General features: G+C 47.9%; 24 protein-coding genes. 16 read left to right on the top strand and 8 right to left on the bottom strand.

Going from position 1 to position 23,543, the window contains the following annotated elements:
- Window positions 1–9: 9 nt before the first annotated feature.
- On the top strand, window positions 10–1,260 hold the full coding sequence (locus ACWA2B_RS04945; RefSeq protein ID WP_449291758.1) for an MFS transporter: 1,251 nt from the start codon (window positions 10–12) through the stop codon (window positions 1,258–1,260).
- A gap of 104 nt (window positions 1,261–1,364) precedes the next feature.
- A complete protein-coding gene (locus ACWA2B_RS04940; protein WP_069010031.1) occupies window positions 1,365–1,859 on the top strand; it encodes a GNAT family N-acetyltransferase in 495 nt (164 codons plus the stop codon).
- Between the two features lie 97 nt (window positions 1,860–1,956).
- On the opposite strand, the gene ACWA2B_RS04935 is transcribed toward ACWA2B_RS04940, so the two are convergent.
- The gene (locus tag ACWA2B_RS04935) at window positions 1,957–2,505 is read right to left on the bottom strand and encodes a GNAT family N-acetyltransferase (RefSeq protein WP_029518539.1); all 549 of its coding nucleotides are present in this window, start codon (window positions 2,503–2,505) and stop codon (window positions 1,957–1,959) included.
- A gap of 84 nt (window positions 2,506–2,589) precedes the next feature.
- Window positions 2,590–3,315, bottom strand: coding sequence for a copper amine oxidase (locus tag ACWA2B_RS04930; RefSeq protein ID WP_069010030.1), 726 nt, complete (start codon window positions 3,313–3,315; stop codon window positions 2,590–2,592).
- 168 nt (window positions 3,316–3,483) lie between these two features.
- On the opposite strand from ACWA2B_RS04930, the gene ACWA2B_RS04925 reads away from it, so the two are divergent.
- Window positions 3,484–5,202 carry a glutamine--tRNA ligase/YqeY domain fusion protein gene (locus tag ACWA2B_RS04925; protein ID WP_318627947.1) on the top strand — a complete coding sequence of 573 codons (1,719 nt, stop codon included), beginning with the start codon at window positions 3,484–3,486 and terminating at the stop codon, window positions 5,200–5,202.
- A 198-nt stretch (window positions 5,203–5,400) separates the two neighbouring features.
- Here ACWA2B_RS04925 and ACWA2B_RS04920 read toward each other — a convergent pair whose 3' ends face one another.
- Entirely contained in the window at window positions 5,401–6,609 is a 1,209-nt protein-coding gene (locus tag ACWA2B_RS04920; protein WP_318627946.1) for an MFS transporter, read from the bottom strand.
- 197 nt (window positions 6,610–6,806) lie between these two features.
- On the opposite strand from ACWA2B_RS04920, the gene mobA reads away from it, so the two are divergent.
- Window positions 6,807–7,487: a molybdenum cofactor guanylyltransferase gene (mobA, locus tag ACWA2B_RS04915; RefSeq protein ID WP_069010029.1), complete on the top strand. Its 681-nt coding sequence runs from the start codon at window positions 6,807–6,809 to the stop codon at window positions 7,485–7,487.
- Window positions 7,488–7,572: 85 nt separating this feature from the next.
- Complete coding sequence (locus ACWA2B_RS04910; RefSeq protein WP_069010028.1) at window positions 7,573–8,187, top strand: LysE/ArgO family amino acid transporter; 615 nt, start codon at window positions 7,573–7,575, stop codon at window positions 8,185–8,187.
- Between the two features lie 257 nt (window positions 8,188–8,444).
- Here the strand turns inward: ACWA2B_RS04910 and ACWA2B_RS04905 are convergent, their stop codons facing one another.
- From ACWA2B_RS04905 to ACWA2B_RS04890, 4 genes are read right to left on the bottom strand one after another with little or no spacing between them, the layout of a single operon-like run.
- A complete protein-coding gene (locus tag ACWA2B_RS04905; protein WP_318627945.1) occupies window positions 8,445–9,377 on the bottom strand; it encodes a 1-phosphofructokinase family hexose kinase in 933 nt (310 codons plus the stop codon).
- Window positions 9,378–9,433: 56 nt separating this feature from the next.
- Window positions 9,434–9,748 carry a DMT family transporter gene (locus ACWA2B_RS04900; RefSeq protein WP_013312355.1) on the bottom strand — a complete coding sequence of 105 codons (315 nt, stop codon included), beginning with the start codon at window positions 9,746–9,748 and terminating at the stop codon, window positions 9,434–9,436.
- Window positions 9,748–10,089 (bottom strand): DMT family transporter, encoded by a 342-nt coding sequence (locus ACWA2B_RS04895; protein ID WP_013312354.1) that lies wholly within the window; start codon window positions 10,087–10,089, stop codon window positions 9,748–9,750. The genes ACWA2B_RS04900 and ACWA2B_RS04895 overlap by 1 nt, the downstream gene beginning before the upstream one ends.
- 44 nt (window positions 10,090–10,133) lie before the next feature.
- Window positions 10,134–10,727, bottom strand: coding sequence for a TetR/AcrR family transcriptional regulator (locus ACWA2B_RS04890; protein WP_209947784.1), 594 nt, complete (start codon window positions 10,725–10,727; stop codon window positions 10,134–10,136).
- Between the two features lie 204 nt (window positions 10,728–10,931).
- Between ACWA2B_RS04890 and cls the strand changes: the two genes are divergently transcribed.
- On the top strand, window positions 10,932–12,443 hold the full coding sequence (gene cls / locus ACWA2B_RS04885; protein ID WP_029518528.1) for a cardiolipin synthase: 1,512 nt from the start codon (window positions 10,932–10,934) through the stop codon (window positions 12,441–12,443).
- Between the two features lie 35 nt (window positions 12,444–12,478).
- Here cls and ACWA2B_RS04880 read toward each other — a convergent pair whose 3' ends face one another.
- The gene (locus ACWA2B_RS04880; protein WP_449291757.1) at window positions 12,479–13,975 is read right to left on the bottom strand and encodes a phospholipase D family protein; all 1,497 of its coding nucleotides are present in this window, start codon (window positions 13,973–13,975) and stop codon (window positions 12,479–12,481) included.
- A 230-nt stretch (window positions 13,976–14,205) separates the two neighbouring features.
- Between ACWA2B_RS04880 and ACWA2B_RS04875 the strand changes: the two genes are divergently transcribed.
- The 10 genes from ACWA2B_RS04875 (at window position 14,206) to spoIIR (ending at window position 23,464) form a co-directional block, all read left to right on the top strand.
- Entirely contained in the window at window positions 14,206–14,631 is a 426-nt protein-coding gene (locus ACWA2B_RS04875) for a DMT family transporter (protein ID WP_069010024.1), read from the top strand.
- Between the two features lie 59 nt (window positions 14,632–14,690).
- Window positions 14,691–15,395, top strand: coding sequence for a Crp/Fnr family transcriptional regulator (locus ACWA2B_RS04870; RefSeq protein ID WP_029518525.1), 705 nt, complete (start codon window positions 14,691–14,693; stop codon window positions 15,393–15,395).
- Between the two features lie 58 nt (window positions 15,396–15,453).
- A complete protein-coding gene (locus ACWA2B_RS04865) occupies window positions 15,454–15,912 on the top strand; it encodes a DMT family transporter (protein ID WP_029518524.1) in 459 nt (152 codons plus the stop codon).
- Between the two features lie 267 nt (window positions 15,913–16,179).
- The gene (fni, locus tag ACWA2B_RS04860; RefSeq protein ID WP_029518523.1) at window positions 16,180–17,280 is read left to right on the top strand and encodes a type 2 isopentenyl-diphosphate Delta-isomerase; all 1,101 of its coding nucleotides are present in this window, start codon (window positions 16,180–16,182) and stop codon (window positions 17,278–17,280) included.
- A complete protein-coding gene (locus ACWA2B_RS04855; RefSeq protein ID WP_029518522.1) occupies window positions 17,277–17,768 on the top strand; it encodes a GNAT family N-acetyltransferase in 492 nt (163 codons plus the stop codon). The genes fni and ACWA2B_RS04855 overlap by 4 nt, the downstream gene beginning before the upstream one ends.
- Before the next feature lie 133 nt (window positions 17,769–17,901).
- Window positions 17,902–19,002 carry a redox-regulated ATPase YchF gene (gene ychF, locus ACWA2B_RS04850; RefSeq protein ID WP_013312345.1) on the top strand — a complete coding sequence of 367 codons (1,101 nt, stop codon included), beginning with the start codon at window positions 17,902–17,904 and terminating at the stop codon, window positions 19,000–19,002.
- A gap of 271 nt (window positions 19,003–19,273) precedes the next feature.
- Window positions 19,274–20,341, top strand: coding sequence for a peptide chain release factor 1 (gene prfA / locus ACWA2B_RS04845; RefSeq protein ID WP_013312344.1), 1,068 nt, complete (start codon window positions 19,274–19,276; stop codon window positions 20,339–20,341).
- A gap of 3 nt (window positions 20,342–20,344) precedes the next feature.
- Window positions 20,345–21,244 (top strand): peptide chain release factor N(5)-glutamine methyltransferase, encoded by a 900-nt coding sequence (gene prmC / locus ACWA2B_RS04840; RefSeq protein ID WP_029518521.1) that lies wholly within the window; start codon window positions 20,345–20,347, stop codon window positions 21,242–21,244.
- A gap of 75 nt (window positions 21,245–21,319) precedes the next feature.
- On the top strand, window positions 21,320–22,513 hold the full coding sequence (locus tag ACWA2B_RS04835) for an FtsW/RodA/SpoVE family cell cycle protein (protein WP_029518520.1): 1,194 nt from the start codon (window positions 21,320–21,322) through the stop codon (window positions 22,511–22,513).
- Window positions 22,514–22,771: 258 nt separating this feature from the next.
- Window positions 22,772–23,464: a stage II sporulation protein R gene (gene spoIIR, locus ACWA2B_RS04830; protein ID WP_340933454.1), complete on the top strand. Its 693-nt coding sequence runs from the start codon at window positions 22,772–22,774 to the stop codon at window positions 23,462–23,464.
- Window positions 23,465–23,543 lie beyond the last annotated feature (79 nt).

Raw genomic sequence — 23,543 nt, 5'->3', positions numbered from 1 at the left:
ACAAAAGATATGAAATGGTTGGAGTCTTATCCGAAAGAAGTGAAAGTGTTTCTCGTTGCCAGCCTGATTAATTCTGCTGGAAGTTCCCTAATGTGGCCGTTGGTTAGCATGTACGTATTTGACGAACTGAACCGTAGTATGGGAGATGCAGGGATTGCCATTTTAGTGCAGTCTCTGGGCGGAATTTTTGGTCAAGTGCTGGGTGGCGCCCTCTATCACCGAATTGGAGCCAAGAAATTGATTGTTGGCTCACTGGCAATGAACGCGCTGGGACTTCTCGCGCTTCCATTTACCAGTGGTCATTGGGTAGCGTTTGTCATCATGATGGGTTTTATCGGTTTTTTTAATGTCGTATCTGTGCCAGCGATTCAGGCGTTTGTAGGCTTTCGTTTCGCTGACCGCCGTGGAGAGCTGTTTAATATTATTTATGTCGCTAACAATATTGGGGTTGCAGTGGGTACGGGATTGAGTGGCGTTCTGGCGGACCTTTCCTATCAGCTCAGCTTTGTGATGAACGGGGTGACTTCTGCGGTATTTGCCGGATTCTTCTGGTCTTATCTAAGTAGGGTGGATCGGGAAGAGGGAGAAGTTCAGCTCAGCAAGTCTGTGAAGAAAAGAGAGGAAATCCCAGCTCGATTGCTGTTTCGTGATACCAGGCTGTATCTCTTTGTGGGATTAGGCTCGCTTTTTTTATGGTTCGGCAATTCGATCTGGAATACAGGAGTGTCTCCCCATATTATTGAGCAGGGCTTGCCTAAAACGATGTATGGGTTACTATGGACACTGAATGGTATCCTTATTTTTGCCGCACAACCCATTATTTTTTGGATAAAACGACTGTACGCTCATCACGCTTCAACGCAAATGACATGGGCCGGAGGATTTTATTTGGCGGCTTATATTGTCATGCTGGGCACACAGAACTATACTGGAATGATATTCGCTATGGTTCTGGCGACCCTGGGAGAAATGCTGATTGCACCTGCGGTTCCAGCATTCCTGTCTGATCATGGAGGTCGGGGTGCACCCTTTTACATTGGGCTTGTGGGGGGCATTGGCGCAGCCGGACGGGTAATGGGGCCTTATATTATGGGGAAGTTGTATGATGGTGGTGGGTTACCGCCTACACTTTGGCTGGCATCAGGCGTAGCGGTGTTGTCGATCCTGTTTTTCGTCCTGCACAGCTGGTTGAACCGTTTCCGGTATCATTCGGATACTTTGAATACTATGACGTCCAAGGCGGATGTTCCCAGTTCTTAAGTCCTAATAAAAATGCAGTATTATGCTGTAATTATGGTACAATAAGTGACGGATGATTGTAGTTATTACTTCAGGAAAGCCTTCACAGGAAGGATTGAAAGGAATTGTTTACAAGTCAACTCTTGACGATACGTCATTCGGAGATGAAGGATGCTCCTGATCTGATTGCGCTGGATGAATTGGTATGGAATGAACGCACGGCTCCCGCCTCGCTGTCCTGGAAGTCGCGCGGGGAGTTTCTGCGTAATACGCCTCCAGGCTCTCAACTGGTCGCCATCGAACAGGAAGTACTCTGCGGGTATATTGGATTTCGTCCTCCAACGCTGTTGGCTAGTAATTGTCATGTACTCGAAATAAATATAGCTGTACATCCAGCTTATCATCGCAAAGGCATTGGGACGGCACTCATGAACTCCATGAAGGATATTGCAGCTGCGGAGGGCATACGTAAGTTGAGTTTGCGTGTACTCTCATGCAACACGGAAGCCCTTATGTTTTATGAAAAAAGTGGTTTCGCGATTGAAGGACGTTTGCATGAGGAGTTTTACATAGCAGGCCAATTCGTAGATGATGTGTTAATGGCCTATTTCTTAAAATAGGCGGGAGGCTACAGACAGCAATTCGGTTGTATGCCCGGCCTAAACCAACAACGCCGCAGACCTGCTCAGGTCTGCGGCGTTGCTGTACAATACAATATTACCGAAGTTGCTTCCATTCATTTTGGAGCATACCGTACACTGCGTGGTTCATGTAGCCGTCGGGCAGCAATTCCGCTTCGCGTACAATGCCTTCGAGCACAAAGCCCAAACGTTCCGGAATACCGCGGCTACGGCGGTTCGTCGTTGCAGAGCGGATTTCGACCCGATGCAAGTCCAGCTCCATCAAAGCATATTCAACGAATACGCGGCAGGCGCTGGTCATTAGACCTTGTCCTTCGTACCCGTGTCCAAGCCAGTATCCGATGCTAACGGAGCGGTGAGTCCAATTGATCTCATGGTAGCTGATGATGCCAGCAAGCTCGTTGTCTATCCAAATTCCGGCGGTCAGACTACCGTTCTCTGCGGCTTGTTTCAAGGCGCCCTGCACGAACTGCTCTGTGTGGCTGATTTCCGTGGTAGAGTCTACCCATGGAAGCCATTGACGCAGGCGGTCACGGGACATTTCGATCAGCTCAAACAGAGGCTGCACATGCTCCTTGGTGAGCGGCCGAAGGACTGTGCGTTCGTCCAACGCATATGTAAACATGATTGATCCCCTCTTTCACTCGGAAAATCGCTAAACCAGCCAGTCTAGCATTTAATCCCATGCTACCTTATTCTGCGAGAGTCGTCAAAAGGGAGAGGAAGCTTCAAATTCAATAGGTCCCACCCGGAACCGTTCATGCTCGTATACATATCTCAGATCCAAATCCCCTACAAATTCGGTTGGGGATACACTGCCAGATACAGTGGCTTGCAGAGGAAGCTGTTCGGCATCATACATTACGACAGAGCTAAAATCGAGATGCTTTGTAAATTGGGCTGGATCATCGTAAAATACTGATGCTTTAGGGTCCATCGTGTGTGTGACACCGTCAATCGTGACAGCAATATGAACCTGGCGGTTGTGGTCACGTGGCTCCACTGAGCTGTGAACGCGCTGGGACACAGCATCTGCTGCCGATTCGACTGCATATTCTTCCATCGTCCGTGCGTTAACAATATGCAACTCCTGCAATTCGACACCCGTTCCCGAGGCACGCGTGAGGACCACGACGGCTTCACGCACACCATCCCCATTCACATCCCTATAATATAATTGTGGTGCGGTGGAGATATCTGCCGAGCCCGACCATCGGAATGTGTGGCGTTGTTGGCCGATTTCCAATACAGCTGAATGGAATAATCCCTGTGACGGACTAACAGCATATAAGCGGACGGATGAGTCTTCTGAAGCGCTGGCTAGTGGACGAGATTGTACAGTTCCGTTCACCGGGTCCGGTGAAGGATGGCCGGAAGTCATGACGGAAGAGGACAAAAGCATAGACAGCAGGATCACAATGAGCAGCTTAAACACGGGTGGGTCTCCTTTTCCGGGCAAAATAAAAGATATATACACTATAACGAATTTATTTGCCGAAAATGTTAACTCTTTTTCATAACTTGTCACTTTTTTTGCTGAAGAGAGCATAAGGATTTTCATTTTATTGAGTTATGCGGTGTGAAAGGGTATATTTAAGGGAACATGTTTTACACAGATTATACGGAAGAAAGGTTGATTAGCGTGGAGAAGCCGATCACTCCCCCCAATTTTATTAAAAATGTTATTGAAGAAGATCTACGTACGGGTAAGGTAAAGGAGGTTGTTACACGATTTCCGCCTGAACCAAACGGATATTTGCATATTGGACATGCCAAAGCTATCTGGATCAATTTCTCGTTAGGAGATGAATTCGGAGGACGCACCAATCTGCGTTTTGACGACACCAATCCGGCGAAGGAAGACACGGAATACGTGAACTCCATTCAAGAGGACGTAAAGTGGCTCGGTTATGAATGGGAGGAAAAACACTTTGCCTCCAATTATTTCGAAGAAATGTACAAGCGTGCCATCCTGCTGATCCAAAAGGGTAAAGCTTATGTGGATGATCAAAGCGCGGACCAAATCCGTGAAACTCGTGGCACACTGACCGAACCGGGGAAAAATAGTCCTTATCGGGATCGCAGTGTGGAAGATAATCTGAAGCTATTTGAAGAGATGCGTGCAGGCAAATACCAAAATGGTGAAAAGGTGCTGCGTGCCAAAATTGATATGGCTTCGGGAAACATTAATTTACGTGATCCGATTATTTACCGTATTTCACACACAGCACATCACAATACAGGCGACACATGGTGTATCTATCCAATGTACTCCTATGCTCATCCGCTGGAAGATGCGATTGAGGGAGTAACGCACTCACTCTGTTCGCTGGAATTCGAAGATCAGCGCCCGCTGTATGATTGGGTTGTAGCTGAATGTGAAATGGAAAAGGTACCGCACCAATACGAATTTGGACGGCTGAACCTGGCTCAAACCGTAACCAGCAAACGTAAGCTCAAGCTTCTGGTCGATGAAAAGCACGTAGATGGTTGGGATGATCCGCGTATGCCGACGATTTCCGGTTTACGTCGTCGCGGCTATACACCGGAGGCCATCCGCAGCTTCGTATATGAGACAGGTATTTCCAAAGCCTACGGAGTCATCGATTTGCAGGTGCTGGAGCATTTTGTACGTGAGGATTTGAAGCTTAAGGCACCTCGCACCATGGCAGTCATAGATCCGTTGAAGGTGGTTATCACAAACTATCCTGAAGGACAAGTTGAAATGCTGGAGGCGGAAAATAATACGGAAAATCCGGAACTCGGTACACGCCAAATTCCGTTTTCCCGGGAAATTTATATCGAGCGTGAGGACTTCATGGAGAATCCGCCGAGCAAATACTTCCGTTTGTTCCCTGGTAATGAAGTACGTCTCAAGCATGCTTACTTCATTAAATGCAACGATGTGATTAAGGACGCAGACGGAAATGTAACGGAAATCCACTGTACCTATGATGTAGAAACCAAGAGCGGATCAGGCTTTACTGGACGTAAAGTGAAAGGCACGATCCACTGGGTAGAGGCTACTCAAGCGGTTCCTGCCGAATTCCGTTTGTATGAGCCTTTGATTAACGCAGAGGACACGGAAGAGATTGAAGAGGATGCATCAGAAAAAACATTCCTTGACCAATTGAATCCGAACTCTTTGGAAATTGCTCATGGCTATGTCGAGCCGAACATGAAAGAAGCTCAATCGCAGGACAAGTTCCAATTTTTCCGTCATGGTTATTTCAGTGTCGATCCGAAGCTTTCCAAACCGGGTGAGCCTGTATTTAACCGTGTTGTATCGTTAAAAAGCTCTTTCCAATTGCCTAAGCAATAGGCTGTTGGAAAGTGTGGGAGAGATGGTAGCTTTGTGCGACCAAGTTGAAAAGGAGTCTGCCGTCGGCAGACTCCTTTATTTTACGCATGCACACTCTTTATACATGATCATTGACTTGACGATACTCTATTGCTTTGCTAACAAGCCAGAAGGGAAGAGGGGATATCTCATTCCTCTAGTGTTGTTAAGGGACTTCTTCTATTCGTTTGTGCCCGCTGGCAGTCCTGGCTGATAACCGTTCTTGTACAGCATATACCACATGATAGCGAATCCCGCAGATCCAAGTAGGGCGAAGAACACCCCTGCATGGTACATCATTTCTCCACCAAAGTTCTGGAATAGCCAACCTCCCGCAAAACCTGCTACGATACCGGATATACCACTCCAGGTCAAGGTATATACGGCCTGTCCAGATGATCGGTATGCTGCAGGGGTAAATAGGACGGTCAACTGGGTGCCTACATAGAAGTATCCACCGAAGGTGACGCAATGAAGTGCCTGAATGAACACGATCTGAATCGGGTCTGTAGCCAGAGCCATCAGTTCCCAACGTAAGGCAAACAGCAAACTGACGAGTGCCAAACAGCCGACCATTACGGTCATTCTTTTCTTCAAGAAGCGATCAAACAGCAAAAATACAATAATTTCGAATACTGATGACATAAAAACAGCAAAACCAAGCATCTGTTTGGACCCACCCAGCTCGGTGATGTACAGGGACATAAAGGCGCTGTTGATCGAATTCGGGATGGATACAAGGATCCCCAATAAAATAAAGGATATAAAGTATCCGTTCATTAAAACACTGCCAAAGCCGCGCAAATGGATGGTTGCTGTCTCCACAGTGCTTTTCAGTGGTGGAATCGACAAGGTGCAGATCAATGCAGCTAGAAGAAGTACCGTAAAGATGGTGGATATGCTGGATATTCCCGTTTGGTCAATAACGATGCCGGCAACTGCTGCTGTCACTGCCCAGCCGAAGGAGCCCCATATACGGAATGAGCCGAATTTCCGGTCTGTGCCCTCAATATAGCTGAGAATTAGGCTATTGCTTTGGGCAAATAAAGGGCTTTGAAAAAAATAAAAACCAATCATCGACACATAAATCATGATATACGTATGGACATGAAATAAAGCTTGCAGCAATAACAAGGTACCTATAATCATAAATAGCAGAATACGTCGGAGGTTACGGCTTCGGTCGCTTGTATAGCCCCAAAAAGGGTTCGCGAATACGGATACAAAAGGTCCGATGGCCATCAGACTCCCGATCTCCAGCTTGTCCATGCCGATATCTTGCAGATACAACGGGAAGAAGCTGGAGAAAATGACCATAGCTCCATATAGAAAAAAATTATACAGTTTTAAGGAATATAGAGGAGTCTCTTGAATTTCTCTCTTTTGCAAGACAAGCCATTCCTTTCTTAGCCCGATAGAGAACTGCGCATCGATGCCGATCTGTGGGAGGTTCTTTATTCCAATGTATCATGTGTTGAAAGGGTTAACAAACCAATTAATTAACAATTATGTAATAATTAAATTTTGTTCAAAAAGTTCATGATGCACATTTGCAATTGTTTTCAGAAAAAAAGGAGGGCATATTTGTGAAAGTGACTGGTATTATCGTCGCAGGAGGACGTTCCAGACGAATGGGACAGGATAAGGCTCTGCTTGAGATTGATGGAGCCACTATGCTTGAACGGATGTATACTACATTGCAGCAGGCGGCCCAGCGGGTTGTAGTAGTCACTCGTGACAACCAAGGATATGGCCTGAGTGGTATGGAAACTGTGTCTGATGTTTTTCGGGGTATGGGGCCCTTGAGTGGTATCCATGCAGGATTATCTGCATCTACTACGGAGTGGGGGATGGTTGTCGCTTGTGATATGCCTTTTGTACAGCCAAAGGTGCTACATGATCTGCTCGCTGTAACTAAGAAGTGGACGGAGTTGCAAGGAACGAGGGAACCAGCATTGCAAGCAGTGATACCTTCTATGAATGGACGTATACACCCGTTGCTGGCTGTATACCATCGGAGCGTGCTACCGTCTGCCGAGGAATGTTTGCGTAGTGGACGGCTTCGTCTCACCGATTGGTTGGACAAGCTGAACGTTCGTTATGCGACAGTAGAAGATTTGCCGGGAGTGAGTGAAGACATGTGGCATAAGGCAGTGTTCAATATGAACAATCCGCAGGACTACCAGCTTGCTATAGAGCAGTTGAAGCATAGTATAAAACAGACCACGCAGAGCGTGAAGAATTTAAAGGAAATGCAAGAGGATTAGGAACGTACAAGCTTCCTGTTCAGGGACTATTTAGGAGAGAAAATACCAGAGAAATATAATGGGTTAAATTTGGGGGAATATATTTATGCTGGAAGCTATTATCCATGCCCTTTTATTGGCGCTGGGTTTGATTTTGCCTTTGGGGGTACAAAATGTATTTGTGTTTAATCAAGGGGCGTGCCAGTCGCGGTTTCGCAATGCATTGCCTGCTGTCATAACAGCGGGTGTCTGTGACACAATCCTGATTACGCTTGCGGTTGGGGGCGTATCTCTTATTTTGCAGCAATTTCTATGGCTCACGAACGTACTCTATGCGGCGGGCTGTTTGTTTCTGCTGTATATGGCCTGGACTTTATGGAGATCGAAGGCAGCTTCCTCGGGAGAAAGTCAGGCGATGCGGCCGAAACAACAGATGATTTTTGCCGCTTCGGTATCGCTATTGAATCCACATGCCATACTGGACACGGTTGGCGTAATTGGAACCAGCTCCCTTCAATATGACGGCGGGGAACGCTGGGCCTTTGGTCTAGCCGCCGTGTCCGTATCTTGGATATGGTTTATCGGTCTGGCAACGGCGGGGCGTCTCGTGGGACGTATGGATTCAGAAGGGAAGTTTGGGACTGTGCTCAACAAAATATCGGCACTGATTATTTTAGGCTTGGCCATTTATATGGCGATAAATTTCATTACCAGTATGTGACCCAATCCTTGTTAGAGGAAATACTTCAATACAGCGAACACCCCGCTCAAAGCAAAGGGAACACCGATCAAAAATAGCATAAAGGCCAGACAGCCTGCACCATTTATACCGCCTGCAATTCGGGCGTCCCGAGGGTTGGATGGATTGTAAATCGGAAAAGCGCATAGTTGGAATATAGAACATTCGGAATCGGAACAACTGTGTTTGTGGTATGAAAATGAGCGAATGTGTAGATGAAATAAAAAAGTGACGCTGAATTACAACAGCGTCACCGTAATGCCTTGCTCCAGACGCTTCACGTCCTGGAGCTCGATCTTCCCGGCCATGGCGTGCAGAGCTGCCGCTGTGCCGCAGGCCGCTCCCTGCCGTAGCATGGCAGGGAGATCCAGCCCCGTCGCCGCGCCGGTGACCAGGCCGGCGACCATGGCGTCACCGCTGCCGAGCGCGCTGACAATGTCCGCGTCTGGCAGGCTCACGCGGTAGCGCGCATTGTGCGTTACCGCCAGCGCCCCGCTCGCGCCGAGCGAGATGACGGCCAGCTGCGCTCCGGCGTCCAGCAGCTTCGCTGCCGCCGCTTCAGCGGCATCCGGACGCGCTGCGTCGATCCCCGCGAAGTGGGCGGCCTCGTCCTCGTTAGGCTTCACGAGGTCGGGTTTTCCGCGCAGCCCCAAGCGCAGCGCCTCACCGCTCGCGTCCAGCGCCACCCGCGCGCCGCGCGCCTTCGCTAGCGTGCACAGCTCGGCGTATAGATCGGGCGGGCAGCCGGGTGGCAGGCTGCCGGAGAATACGACCCAAGCCGAATCTTCGGCAAGGGTCTCGATTTTGCGCCGCAGTGCGGCTAATTCAAGCGGCCCAACGGTCGGTCCGCTCTCAATCAGCTCGGTCTGCGTGCGCGCGGACGGGTCGAGCACGGTAATGGCGAGACGGGTTTCCCCATGTGCCATTTCGATGAAATCGGCGCTTACGCCTTCTGCACTCAACCCGTCAATGAGCAGCCGTCCGGTGTGTCCGGCAGCAAACCCGGTCGCTCGTACAGGCTCGCCTAGCGAGCGGATGACGCGGGCGGCATTCACGCCTTTGCCGCCCGGTACCGTCAGGCCGCCTTCAATGCGGTGGACGGCATTCAAACCGAAGCCTGCAACCGTGTAGATTTTATCCACAGCCGCGTTAAGCGTTACGGTGGTAATCACAAGGCATCACTCCTTTAAGATCAGCAATTTGCAACATTTGATGCCATTCGTTTATGTTAAGATATCAGCTTTAATCCCAATGCTGCGGCAAGAATCATGGCGATGAATAAAACACGCAGTACGCTTTTTTGCTCACCGTACAAGAACATGCCTGTAATCGTGCTGCCAACCGTTCCGATGCCTGTCCATACGGCATAGGAAGTTCCCATAGGCAAACTTTTCATGGCATAGCTGAGCAGGGAAAAGCTAAGAACAAAGGATAAGACCATAAGCACTAAGGACTTCCAGCCTTTGCCCACCGTAACTCCCTTCATACCAATGACTCCTAATACTTCCGAGCATCCCGCGATAACCAAAGCAATCCAAGCCATTATGCGCCACTCCCTTCCTGAACATCACGGTCGGTAACTAACTTCAGGCCGACCACACCTGCCAGCAAAAGGGCGATTAACAGCGTTTTGGACCATTGAAACGGTTCTCCGAATAGCAGCATTTCACCTACGACCGTTCCCCCTGTCCCTAGTCCAGTAAATACAGCATATACCGTGCCTACAGGCAAACGCTTCGCAGCCTTCATGATCAAATAAAAGCTGGCCACCACAGCCAGCACGGTTACAGCCCAGGCGAGTATAGAATCCGCATGCTTCAAACCCGATACCCATACGACCTCAATCAGGCCGCCAACAAAAACGTAAATCCAACTGCGATTCATGATGAATATTCTCCTCAAAAATAAATTTTATAAGTTCGACAGCTTCATGCTTCATGAGGTGAGGTTAACGTAATCCCACGCCAAAAAATAGGCCATGCAGCGTTCAGTCTTCGGTGGTAGTTGACGCTTCCACTGTACAGGAGCTCCACCATGACTCCGTCCACCAGTGTCATAAAGGCTAAAGCCACATTCACTGGCTCCATATGCCCAAAGGGTTCCCGATCCCGTGCATTACGGAGGTGACGAGTTAATTTTCGCTCCATTTTGTCCAGAAAAGGATTAACAATATCCAGCACCTCGTTATACAACGATACAGGCGGAAAGAAGGAAAAGCGAAGCATAAACTTGGCTGAGTCGTTGCTCTCATATTCCTGTCCCATCCAAAACAAGAAGTCATGCAGGGTATGCTTAAGCGGCTGATCTTTACGTTCCGTAAAGTACTCGAAAATACGTAGATTCTGCTCTTGAAAAGCATACCTCGCTACCTGTAGGAACAGATCCTCTTTGCCTTGGAAATGCGCGTATATAGACGGTTTTCGGATACCGACCTCAGCGGCAATACTGCTCAAGGATGCTCCTTCATACCCATTGGTGGCAAATTGAAAAAGAGCGGCCTTTCGAATCTCTTCCATTCCCATTATTGTCACCTACCTAACGTTCGTTAGTTTATTCTTGCACGAAAAAAAGTAAGTGTCAACCCAGCATCATTGTGTTTTGTATAAAGCTTTTCTTTGGATTTTTTTATCAACATTTTAATAAAAAAGTGGGAAGAAATAAGGGGCTCATGTACAATATAATGAAGAATACTTGTCGAATGCAGTCCACTGGAAGTGAGGTTAGTTATGAGGCGAAGCTTACTAGCCGTATTGATCGCGGCTATGGTGTTTATTATTTATTATTTTGGCTTGTTTAATTACATCGGCAAAAATGAAGGAACTGTCATCAGTATTTTTTCCACCCTGACAGTGATCTCCATCAGTCTGATTATTTTTACGGAGAATCGTAATCCCTCCACTACGATGTCCTGGATTTTGCTGCTGGCATTGCTGCCAGTCGTTGGACTTCCTCTCTATTTTCTGTTTGGGCAAAATGTATTCAAGCGTCGCAAGTATGATAAAAAGGCATTGCGTGACCAACAGGCTTACGACCGCATAGAAAAGGATGCTTTGCGAGTCAAACGGGATCTGACCTGCTTTACAGATGAGCAGCAGCAGTTGATGCGTTTGGCACGCAGACTGGCCCGCTCCCCGATTTATTTTGCGACCGAAACTCAAATTCTGAACAATGGAGATGAAACCTTCTCCACTTTGCTAGAAGAGCTGCGCAAGGCGCAGCATCATATCCATATGGAATATTACATTTTCCGTTCGGATGATATCGGTACCAGCATTCAGAAAATTTTGATTGAAAAGGCTAAAGCGGGTGTTAAGGTTCGGTTTATGTACGATGCGGTGGGCAGTATTCAGTTGTCAAAGTCATTTTTGAAAGAAATGAGAGATGCAGGAGTAGAGGTTGTTGCGTACGGCGGCGCTCGGATCTTGTTCTTCTCCAGCCGGGTAAACTATCGTAATCACCGTAAAATTGTAGTCATCGACGGTAATATCGGATTAATTGGTGGTCTAAATGTGGGAGATGAGTATCTCAGCCGCAACAAAGCCTACGGCTTTTGGCGTGATACGCATATGATTGTGAAGGGCGAAGCTGTGCGGACGTTGCAGCTTATATTTCTACAGGATTGGCTTCACATGACGGGTGAGTCGGTGCTCGATAGCGAATATCTGTCTCCCAGTATTGAACCCATTACAGACGGAGGCGTGCAGATTATTGCTAGCGGCCCGGATAATGAGCGGAGAGTGCTTAAAAATCTGTTTTTCTCCATGATCACGTCCGCCCGAAAATCAGTCTGGATTGCCACTCCTTATTTTATCCCGGATGAAGATATCCTGACTGCCTTACGGATGGCTGCCTTGTCCGGGTTGGACGTACGTATTCTGTTTCCCGCAAAACCGGATAAATGGCTACCTTTTCTCGCGTCTCATTCGTACTTCCAGTCGTTACTGGAGGTTGGAGTCAAGGTATATGAATATGAAAAAGGGTTCCTCCACTCCAAGCTCCTCATCATTGACGGGGAAGTTGCGACCATCGGGACAGCCAATATGGATATGCGTAGCTTTCATTTGAATTTTGAAGTTAACGCTCTGTTAATTCAAACGCACAGTGTGCAGCAGATGGTAACAGACTACGAACGAGATTTGCATTCTGCCAGTCTGATCGTACGCGAAGAATTCATGAAAAAACGTCTGTTCAAACGTTTGATGGAATCGCTCGCGCGGCTGCTTTCACCGCTGTTGTAGGTCATAAACGAATTCGCTACAGCACTATTCGGTAGTTAAAATGTAGTAAAGCCTAAAATATCCTGTAGACGGTATATAATATCTTTCCAAAATGTTGAATGATCCTCGTAAGCTGCTAGATCCAAGCTGTATTCAGCCCCCTGATTATTCCATAGCTTATCAAAATAGGCCGCAACCTGTCGGGTCAGCTTGCTGTCCGCCGGAGCGGCCACCCACAATTCATTTTCCAGATTCAAATCATCCAGATTACGGGGCGTCAGATTGGTAGAGCCACCCCAAATGATATGCTCTCCTTGCGCCTTGGCGATATAAATCAGTTTGGTATGGAATTGCTCATGGGTGGTATGATACCAGCGAATTTGAATGTTCCCGCCCGATTTATCGGACAACTCTTGGGCGACCGGACGATTGGGGATGCCGATTTTTTCCTGACCAAACGCGTTCTCATTGGGGTCCAGCAGTAATTGGATGTTTACACCGCGCGCAGAGGCATCCAGTAGGCTATTCAATACTTTGCGGTCAGCCAAATAAAACATGCCCATATGAATGCTGTCACCTTTCTTCGTCTGCCCGATGCCATCCAGAACCGAGGTGTACACCTTGCCCTCAGTTAGATATTTGATTCGATAGCTGTCCTTACTCGATGGAACTTTGGGTTCGGCCTGTGGTGTATAGGCAGGAAGCTGCCCACCGCCCGAAAAGTCCAACACCGCCTGTTCCGTTTGTAAAATGTCTCCGATGATGGGCCCCTTCACCTCCAGCGCTACATTGGAGTGGTAGGCGCTCGCGTCGTGCACATTGCCTGTAGAAATGAGCGCTGTCTGTTCGCTGACAACCAATTTTCGGTGATTGGCCTTGACGTTTAACAGCTTAAGATAGGAGCGAGCCGTAACATCCGGTCCGTCACTGGCCATCAGGTTGGGAATCCAGCCTGTGCCTTGCTGCCCGAACCATTGGAAGAAGGTACGCCACACCGCCGAATAGATGGGTGTAGAGTCCCGCAGGGGATCTACATCGGTCTGCACGACCTGAATCCCTGCTCGCTTCATATTTTCCAACAAAGGGTTGGGAGCAGAATTGTAGTTGGTATTGACTTCATCTGTAATGAAAAAGATAGGCATATCAGGATGAGCTTTCTTTTTGGCAATAAGATGATCGGTCATTTGTGCGCTAACTTGGGGGAAGTGCTGACCTTTATGCTTATAGTCGTTGAACAGAAACAGATCGATGACGATAAATTGCTCGGCTTCATCAATGATCCCGAGCATACGCTTCAAAATTTGTCCTTCATGCTGTGCAGTACTACCATCCCCGGTGGGATAGGTCAAATCCGTCCAGAAGTTTACCTCATGGGTTGAATACTCCTGGCTCTCATAAGAGACGAACGGAGGCAAGGGTTTATGGGTCTGATACAGCATGACGGCAATCAGCCAAAGGATAAGTACCAGAATGGCGATTTTAAGGGTACGGCCCTTATGCCTGGATTTTCTTTGATATTCCGGCTTAGAATGCAGCGGATCACGTGTAGTCATATGACGATCAACTCCTCAATTGGATGCTGCATTCCGTTTTACCGTGCCGGAACATGCAGTTTTATGATGGGATACTGTCAAGTTATTAACGCAAGTGTGCAGGATTGACGCGGATACTGAATGAAATGAAGGATGTTTTACTATTCGTTGAGGACATATGTCCTTTATAGAGAGTCTGCCCTATAATTTAATATATAGAAAAGTCATTTACATGGGGAGAATAACGATTTATGAGAGGAATCTTGTTTGCTTTTCTGGGAGGAGCGTGTATTACGCTACAAGGTGTAGCGAATACACGGATTAGTCAGGATATTGGTACATGGCAGGCTGCTGCTGTTACTCAGCTAATAGGGTTTATTTTGGCAGCATTAGTCTGGATGTTTACAAGGGATGGCAATGTGGCTGAAATGAAACAGGTGAAGCCAATGTATCTTTGGGGCGGTGCCTTTGCAGCTATTATTATATTTAGTGAAGTCACGGCGATCCAACATATTGGGGTTACGTTCACGATCTCGGCGTTGTTGATTGCGCAGTTGTGTTTAACCTTTCTGGTAGATATTAAGGGATGGTTCGGTATAGTGAAGCAAAAGATGAAGCTGCCACAATTTATAGGTATTGGTATGATGATCGCGGGTGTAATTATTCTGAAGCTTTAAAATAGAAATTTAACTTGTAAAGAAAGCTTAGAATGTAGAGATTGAAGGTGAGCTTAGGAATGAGAGAAATTCAGGATCAAGAGCAGCTAAAATATTTTTTGCAGCTGCATGAGTTGGAATCCATACTCTACGAGCCACTACATCCTTATTTGTCGTTGCATCGTTTGGAGCAAGGGGAAAAGCTCTGTTTACAGGGGGATCCCATTGAGCATCTATATATACTGGTGCAGGGCAAGGTCAAGATTTATACCAGTTCTACAGAAGGGAAAACCCTGATCCTTTGCTTCAAAACACCGATCGAGGTCATAGGAGATGTTGAATATATTCGGAATAGTCACGTCATCAACACGGTAGAGGCAGTGTCTCCGATCTATGTGATCGGTATTCACCACCAATGGATGAACAAATACGGCAAAGACTATGCTCCTTTGCTGCAATTTCTATTGGATGTTGTCACGCGAAAGTTTTGCCTGGACTCCGACTTTTCCAGTTTTAATCTCATGTATCCGGTGGAAGTCAGACTGGCGAGCTACCTGCTATCGGTTTCTTTTGACGAATCGAATACAGCTTTTCATGAGGAATTACGGGCATCCAGTCTGGTAGATGTGGCGAATTTGATCGGAACCAGCTATAGACATCTCAACCGTGTTATTCGCAAAATGATTGAAGATGGATGGGTTGAACGGACAAAAGGCTATATTGTCATTCGGGACAGAAAAGGTTTGAGTGAACTGGCAGGACATAATATTTATGAATCATTGTAATAGGAGCATGTAGTAAAAAACAGAAGAATATCAAGGATCATCAAGGGAGAGTTAACATATGTTATTAGGAATTGTATTGGCGGTTATCGCAGGTGCCTTGGTCAGTCTGCAAACGATATTCAATAATAAGGTGAATGAACGGACAGGATCGTGGGCCACAACAACATTGGTGCTGGGCACAGGGTTCTTGGCTTCCTTACTCGGGAGTCTTATTTTTGAAGGGAAAAATACATTTGCTTTACAGCATATGCAGCCGTGGTACTGGTTCAGTGGCATGATTGGTGTCGGTGTTGTGTTCTGTCTGGTACAAGGAATGAAGCGACTTGGCCCGACCTATGCGATCTCCATTGTATTGACAGCGCAATTAGGGACCGCCCTGTTGTGGGATTCATTAGGATGGCTAGGATTAGAGAAAATTCCGTTTACCATTAACAAGCTGATCGGTGTATTGGTCATTATCGGTGGTATTCTTGTGTTTAAATTTGGACATTTTGCAGAAAAGCGGCAGCTCAATTAGGGGCGGCTTTTCTGTAAAGTTTCCGAAATAACTGGTTTATTGCGTATTTTGAACATGATCTATGGGGGAGAAAAAATGTTCACGTTCGTGTATATATTTTCCCATCCATGATACAATGAGAGTATCTTAAAATAGCCACTTTAAGGGCATACGATATTTGTATAAGAGACGATAAATAGATCGGTTACCGTGTTCGGGAACGGTCTTATTTGTGCTTCTTGAACTTGATACAATAAACAGAGTGACTTTGGATGAGGTGGAACATAGATGAGTAGTACAGAGAATAAAAAAGGAGCACCTGACGGCTTTAACAGATCCGGCTCTTTGTTGCCTGCCGCGCGGACAGGCGAACGGAAGATTGAGCACGTCCGCCTTTGTTTGCAAGAAGATGTGGCCGGACAAGGTATCACCAGCGGGCTGGAGCGGTATGTCTTTAAGCACTGCGCTCTGCCGGAGTTGCATTTTGACGAGGTTCGCCTGGATACTACTTTTTTAGGACAGGCTGTACGAACACCGTTGCTTATTAGCTCCATGACAGGCGGCAGCGCCGAGACAGGAGCGATTAATGAGCGATTAGCAGAGACAGCGGAGAGACGCGGCTGGGCATTGGGCATCGGCTCGGTACGGGCTGCGGTGGAAAGGGAAGAATTGGCTCCAACCTTTGCAGTCCGCCGTCTGGCACCCAGTATCCCGATCCTTGCCAATCTGGGTGCGGTGCAGCTGAACTACGGATTTGGCGTGGACGATTGTCGCCGTGCAGTAGACATTGCTGGAGCAGATATGTTGGTGCTGCATTTGAACGGATTGCAGGAGATTTTCCAACCCGAAGGGAATTTGGATTTTAGCGGCCTGCTTAATCGTATCGAGGAGTTGTGTCGTCAGCTTTCAGTGCCTGTAGGAGTGAAGGAAGTAGGTTGGGGCATAGATGGCGAGACGGCATCAAGACTGTATGATGCGGGTGCAGCCTTTATTGATGTCGCTGGTGCAGGCGGGACAAGCTGGAGCCAAGTGGAGAAATTTCGTAACCCTGATCCTGTGCGTCGTGCGGCGGCGGAGGCGTTTGCGGACTGGGGCAATTCGACCGCTGATTGTATCGTGGAAGTCAGAGCCGCTCAGCCACATGGTGCTCTGATCGGCAGCGGTGGACTGAGAGACGGTGTCAATGCAGCGAAGGTGCTTGCTTTGGGAGCTGACATGGCAGGCTTCGGGCGTTCTTTGCTCGGTTCTGCGGTTGCCTCTAGTGAAGCGCTGGAGGCACGTTTGGAGCAGGTCGAACTGGAACTCCGCACGGTCATGTTTGGTATTGGGGTAGATGGAATAGAAGGGCTCAAAGATACGACTCGACTAAGAAAGAAGGTAAATGGATGAGCGGACTTATTACATTGGTTCCGATGAATGCGGAGCAATATGATCGATTTGAACAACGCTCGCTTGCCGACTATGCGGATGAGAAAATCCAAGCAGGTACATGGACGGTTGAAGAAGCACCAGAGCGAGCGGCAGAAAGTTTTGCTCAATACCTGCCACAGAGACTAGACACACCTCATGCTCACCTGTATATGTTGATGTTTTCCGATGACGGGGGGCAGAGTCAGGAGGAAGCTGGCTACATCTGGTTCAATATTACGGACGGCGTGCAAGGAGAAGAAGCTTTTCTACTGGATATCCTTGTATACGATTCATACCAGGGGAGGGGTCTAGGTACGATGGCGATGGAGGCTTTGGAACAGGAGGCTCGCAGGCTGGGAGCTGTCCGCATCGGGTTGCATGTATTTGGGCATAATGAGCGAGCTTTGCATGTATATCGTAAGTCGGGCTATCGGATTACAGATATCCAGATGAGCAAAGAAATCTAAATAGGGATATAGTAAAATCCTGAATTCCATAACCGTATGCTTGCCGCGTGTATAGGTTCTCATATATAATGTGGGTTGGTAAACTAACGGATGGCATAACGCATATTTTATATAAACGGGAGTTGTTCTGATTATGGCTTTAAAAGCGGGGATTGTGGGCTTGCCGAACGTGGGCAAATCAACACTTTTTAACGCAATAACGCAGGCGGGTGCGGAATCCGCAAACTATCCATTTTGTACGATTGACCCCAATGTAGGCGTCGTTGAAGTACCGGACGAGCGGTTGGATAAGTTGACCGAACTGGTTGTGCCGAACAAAACGGTGCCAACGGCTTTTGAATTTGTTGATATTGCAGGACTTGTGCGCGGTGCGAGCAAGGGCGAGGGTCTGGGTAACAAGTTTCTGGCTCATATTCGTGAAGTGGATGCGATTGTACATGTGGTACGTTGCTTTGAAGATGAGAACATTACCCATGTAGACGGCAAAATTGACCCGATCAGCGACATTCAGACCATTAATTTGGAACTGATTCTGGCGGATATCGAAAGCGTAGACAAGCGTATTGAACGTTCCCGCAAAAACATGAAGGGTGGCAACAAGCAGTACACCCAAGAAGTTGAAGTGTTGGAGCGGATCAAAGAAACGCTATATGCTGATAAACCTGCGCGTAGCTTAGAATTGTCGGATGAAGAACGGCTGATTGTACGCGATCTTCATTTGCTGACGATGAAGCCTGTACTCTATGCCGCTAATGTTAGCGAAGATGGCGTAACGGAAGCCGACAGCAATCCATATGTGCAAAAGGTACGCGATTTTGCCGTGGCTGAAAATGCAGAAGTGGTGCCGATTAGCGCCAAGGTAGAATCTGAAATTGCTGAGCTGGAAGGCGAAGACAAGGCGATGTTCCTCGAGGAGCTGGGATTGGCTGAATCCGGATTGAACCGTTTGATTAAAGCAGCATATCGCTTGTTGGGCCTGTATACGTATTTCACAGCAGGTGTGCAGGAAGTACGCGCTTGGACGATTCACAAAGGAACGAAGGCACCGGGTGCTGCGGGCGTAATTCATACGGATTTTGAACGCGGATTTATTCGTGCCGAGGTTGTATCCTACAACGATTTGGTCGCTGCTGGTTCGATGAACGGGGCCAAGGAACGGGGTCAGCTTCGTCTGGAAGGTAAGGAATATGTAGTGCAGGACGGAGACGTTATGCATTTCCGTTTTAATGTTTAATATAAAATTTCTAGAGTACAATACTCGATTCGGATATATAAAAGACGATGTCTCAAGTATGTGTGTTCTAAAATGTGCTAGATAATGCGGTCGCTGCCTATATTAGGCGGCGACTTTTTTTATTGAATTACATGTCGTGTGGATTTTTGCAAAATCCTAAATTAGTCAGTATTTCTTGTAGCTAATTCATGAATTAGTTGGTATAATAAAGAGCTGTAGCCAGTGAAATTGAAGCTGGCTTCATATTAATTTAACTGAAGAGGTGAATCGCTTGTTGGACCGATTGCAATCATTGGCGGACCGCTACGATAAACTGAGCGAACTGCTCTGCGATCCGGATGTAGCGAACGATAGCAAAAAACTTAGAGATTATTCCAAAGAACAGTCTGATTTACAGCCTGCTTATGAAGCATATACCGAATATAAAAATGTCGTTGAAGAGCTGGAAGCTGCAAAAACCATGCAGGGTGAAAAGCTGGACGACGAGATGCGTGAAATGGTCAAAATGGAGATTGAAGAACTGAGTGTTCGTAAGCGGGAGCTGGATGAAAAAATCCGTATTTTGCTGCTGCCGAAGGACCCGAATGATGATAAGAACGTTATTATTGAGATTCGTGGGGCAGCGGGTGGTGACGAAGCGGCACTATTCGCAGCTGATTTGTACCGGATGTATACCCGTTATGCCGATACCCAAGGCTGGCGTGTAGAGCTGATGGACGCGAACATGAATGATCTCGGGGGCTTTAAAGAGGTTATTTTCATGATTAACGGCCGCGGTGCATACAGCAAAATGAAATTCGAAAGCGGCGCACACCGCGTCCAGCGGATTCCGACGACGGAATCAGGTGGACGTATTCATACATCGACATCTACAGTATCCGTTATGCCTGAGGCAGAAGAAGTGGATATTGAAATTTCCGACAAGGATATTCGCGTGGATACGTTCTGTTCCAGCGGTGCGGGCGGACAATCCGTTAATACGACCAAGTCGGCGGTGCGTGTAACGCATATGCCAACAGGTATTATGGCAACCTGTCAGGACGGAAAATCCCAGAACTCCAATAAGGAGAAGGCGCTGCAAGTTTTGCGTGCCCGTATTTCGGATATGTTGCGTCAGGAAGAGGAAGCCAAATATGCAGGCGAGCGTAAGAGCAAAGTAGGTACCGGGGACCGCAGTGAGCGTATCCGTACCTACAACTTCCCGCAAAGCCGTGTAACGGATCATCGTATTGGACTAACTATGCATAAGCTGGACCAGGTGATGAACGGGGAGATCGAAGAAATCGTATCGGCGCTCACGATTGCAGAGCAGGCTGATTTGATGGAACAAGAGGTTTAAGTTTTGGGGAACGAGCGCGATTGTGTGTATCGGATGTCACCGGAACGAAACATGAGTGTCAGAGAAGCCTTGGTTGAGGCTTCTTCTTTTTTAGGAAGCTGTGGCGTTCTGGAGCCCCAGCATAATGCCCGTTTGTTGCTGGAGCATGTGCTCGGATTGGAAGGTACGGCGTTTTACGCCGCTCTGGGTGATCCGTTCCCTTCCACCGCCAAGGAGGCGTGGGAACGGATCATAGCCCGCAAAGCTGCGGGTGAACCGGCGCAGTATATTATCGGACGGCAGGAATTTTATGGCCGCCCGTTCGCGGTTTCGCCGTCGGTGCTGATTCCGCGCCCCGAGACAGAACTGCTCGTCGAGGCGATACTCCAGCACGGCGATCGGCTGTGGCCAAGCGGTGCTCCTCAGGCGCTCGACATCGGCGCGGGCAGCGGTGCGATTGCCGTGACGCTGGCGGCTGAGCGACCGAGCTGGCGCGTAGCGGCAGGGGATATTTCGGCTGCCGCGTTAAAAGTAGCGGCTTATAACGCTGCTGCGAACGGCGCAGCCGTAGAATTCCGCGAGGGCGATCTGCTGGCGCCATTTGCGGGAACGACGGTGGACATTCTCGTGTCCAACCCGCCGTACATCCCGGCTGCTGACATCGCTGGCCTACAGCCGGAGGTCCGCGACCACGAGCCACGGATGGCGTTAGATGGTGGTCCTGACGGGCTCGGCCCGTATCGGGCAATGCTGGAGCAGCTCGGACTCCTTCAGGCTCCGCCCCGGCTAATCGGGTTTGAGCTGGGGATGGGACAGGCCAGAGACGTGGCTGGCCTGCTGGAACAGGCAGGTCATTGGAAGAACATTATAATCGTTCCTGACCTTGCAGGGATTGAACGACATGTCCTAGGCGTCTCGGAGTAGTGGTGCATTTTCTTTTTGCGAGTCTTTCCTTTAGAATAAGAGGAGTATGACCGAGAAACGGCTCAGGGGGAAATCATGCTTCAGAAATTGAAAAAAATTGACGGTCCGGTTATCTTTATTCTGGTTTTGCTCATGGCGATTAGTATCATAACGGTATACAGCGCAGGTAGGGGCCCTACGAACTTGGCAGAGCACGGCAACGACTATCAAAAGATGATCGGGTATTATATATTGGGTTTTGTGGCGATCTTGGGTTTAGCGATGGTCGATTTTCGGATATTCATTAAAAAAGCCCTGTACGTATATGGAGGCGGAATATTCCTGTTGGGTCTCGGATTTTTTGGTGGGACGGTTAACAACTCTCAGGGCTTTCTGAAAATTGGTGGCTTGAATCTTCAGCCTGCCGAGGTATTCAAGCTGGTTCTTATCATTTTTCTGACTTATATGCTGATCAAAAAGCGCAAGAGCAGGCTGTATTTCATTCAGGATGTTCTTCCAGTGGCTCTGGTGAGCTTTGTCCCGTTTGCCATGGTTATGGCACAAAATGACTTGGGTAATGCGCTTGGTTACATTGTCATCGTCATTGGTATGCTATGGATTGGTAATGTGAAGGCATCCCATGCGTTAATCGGATTCATCGTATTTGCAGTCGCCGTTGGCGGCGGAATCAAAGCTTATATTTCGTTTCACGATGAGATTGATTCCTTTATGAAGGGGATTGGCCGTAGTCACTGGGTAGAACGGTTGGACCCTTGGTTGGTACCGGAAGAGGCAACCGCGAAGGCGTCTTATCATACCAAAAATGCCAAGCTGGCAATAGCCTCTGGCGGAATGATGGGCAAGGGCTTTTTGCAAGGAACCTCGGTACAGTCCGGGCGTGTTCCTTATACGTATGCGGATTCTATTTTTGTGGTCGTAGCGGAGGAATTTGGCTTTGTAGGCTCTTCAGTGCTACTATTGTTATATTTTATTTTGATTCACCGAATGATCCTGATTTCGCTGGAATGCCGGGATCGTGCCGGACCGTATATTATTGTCGGGATTGTGTCCATGTTGCTGTATCAGATTTTTGAGAATATTGGTGCGTTTCTGGGCATTATGCCGCTTACAGGGATTACACTCCCGTTCATAAGTTATGGTGGTACCTCGTTGCTTATTAACATGGCTAGTATCGGCTTGGTTATGAGCATTAAGGTGCACGGCCAAGAGCTGGAGGATGATCTGCCACAGCCTTCCAGATTGAACTTGACGAAGGCGAAAAAAGCCTAGTACAGGTGGATTGTGGCTAGATACTGATTGGTATTTGTGTGTGAGTTGAAACGGTGCAACGCGAGAGTCCAGATTGTGAAATCTGGGCTTTTTTATATTCCTCGGCGAGGGTCAGAAGCTTGGTGTAGCATGATTCGAGGGTGTATTGAAGAAAATCTGTAAAGTGGTTATGAATATTTTACAAGACTTATAGGTTTAGACTCTCCCAAACCGGACAAACTGATAGACATGATAGAGTTTGGGTTTGGGGGGACGAAGATGAGAAGTTGGGTAAAGCAAGCTGCAATGATATTATTTTGTATTTCGATATTAATGATGTCTTGGGAAGGTCAAAAAACGGATGCTGCTATGACCACTGGAACAAGAGGAACCTTAGCATCAGGAGTGACTACAACAGGGCTGGAAGTGATTCCACACGACTCCATTCGACTGCGTATTTTGGCCAATTCGGATCGCCCGGAGGATCAGCTGGTTAAACGCGAAATACGGGACGCTATTGTGCAGCAGATGAATGCCTGGGTGGGTGAGCTGGAAAACCCGCAAAGCTTAGACCAAGCGAGATCATTGATTGATGCTCATTTACCTGAAATTGACCGTTTGGTAGGTACGGAACTGGCTCGTCGCGGCATTGCCTATGATCATCAAGTGGAACTGGCGAGCGTACCTTTCCCGACGAAAATGTACGGTGGTCTTGTCTACCCGGCAGGGAATTATGAAGCGCTTCGGGTTACGCTGGGACAAGGAAAAGGTCAAAATTGGTGGTGCGTGCTGTTTCCTCCGCTGTGCTTTATTGATGCAGGCAGTGGGGAGGCAGCGGCACAAACGGTATCAGCAAAAACGGATCATGGAGATAGTCGGACGAATGCCACTGACAAGGAGCCGGAAGTGCGTTTTTTTCTGTGGGATGCACTTGCGGGACTGTGCAGCTGGGTGAGTGGCTTGTTTGCCTAAACGTTGAGGAGTGTAAGTTTCCCCATATGCTATAATGGAGCTTACGATAGATATACACATGGCAGGGCCAAATAAACTG

The organism is Paenibacillus sp. CMM36 (genome assembly GCF_053570945.1).
This window is presented reverse-complemented; position numbering and strand designations above follow the sequence as displayed.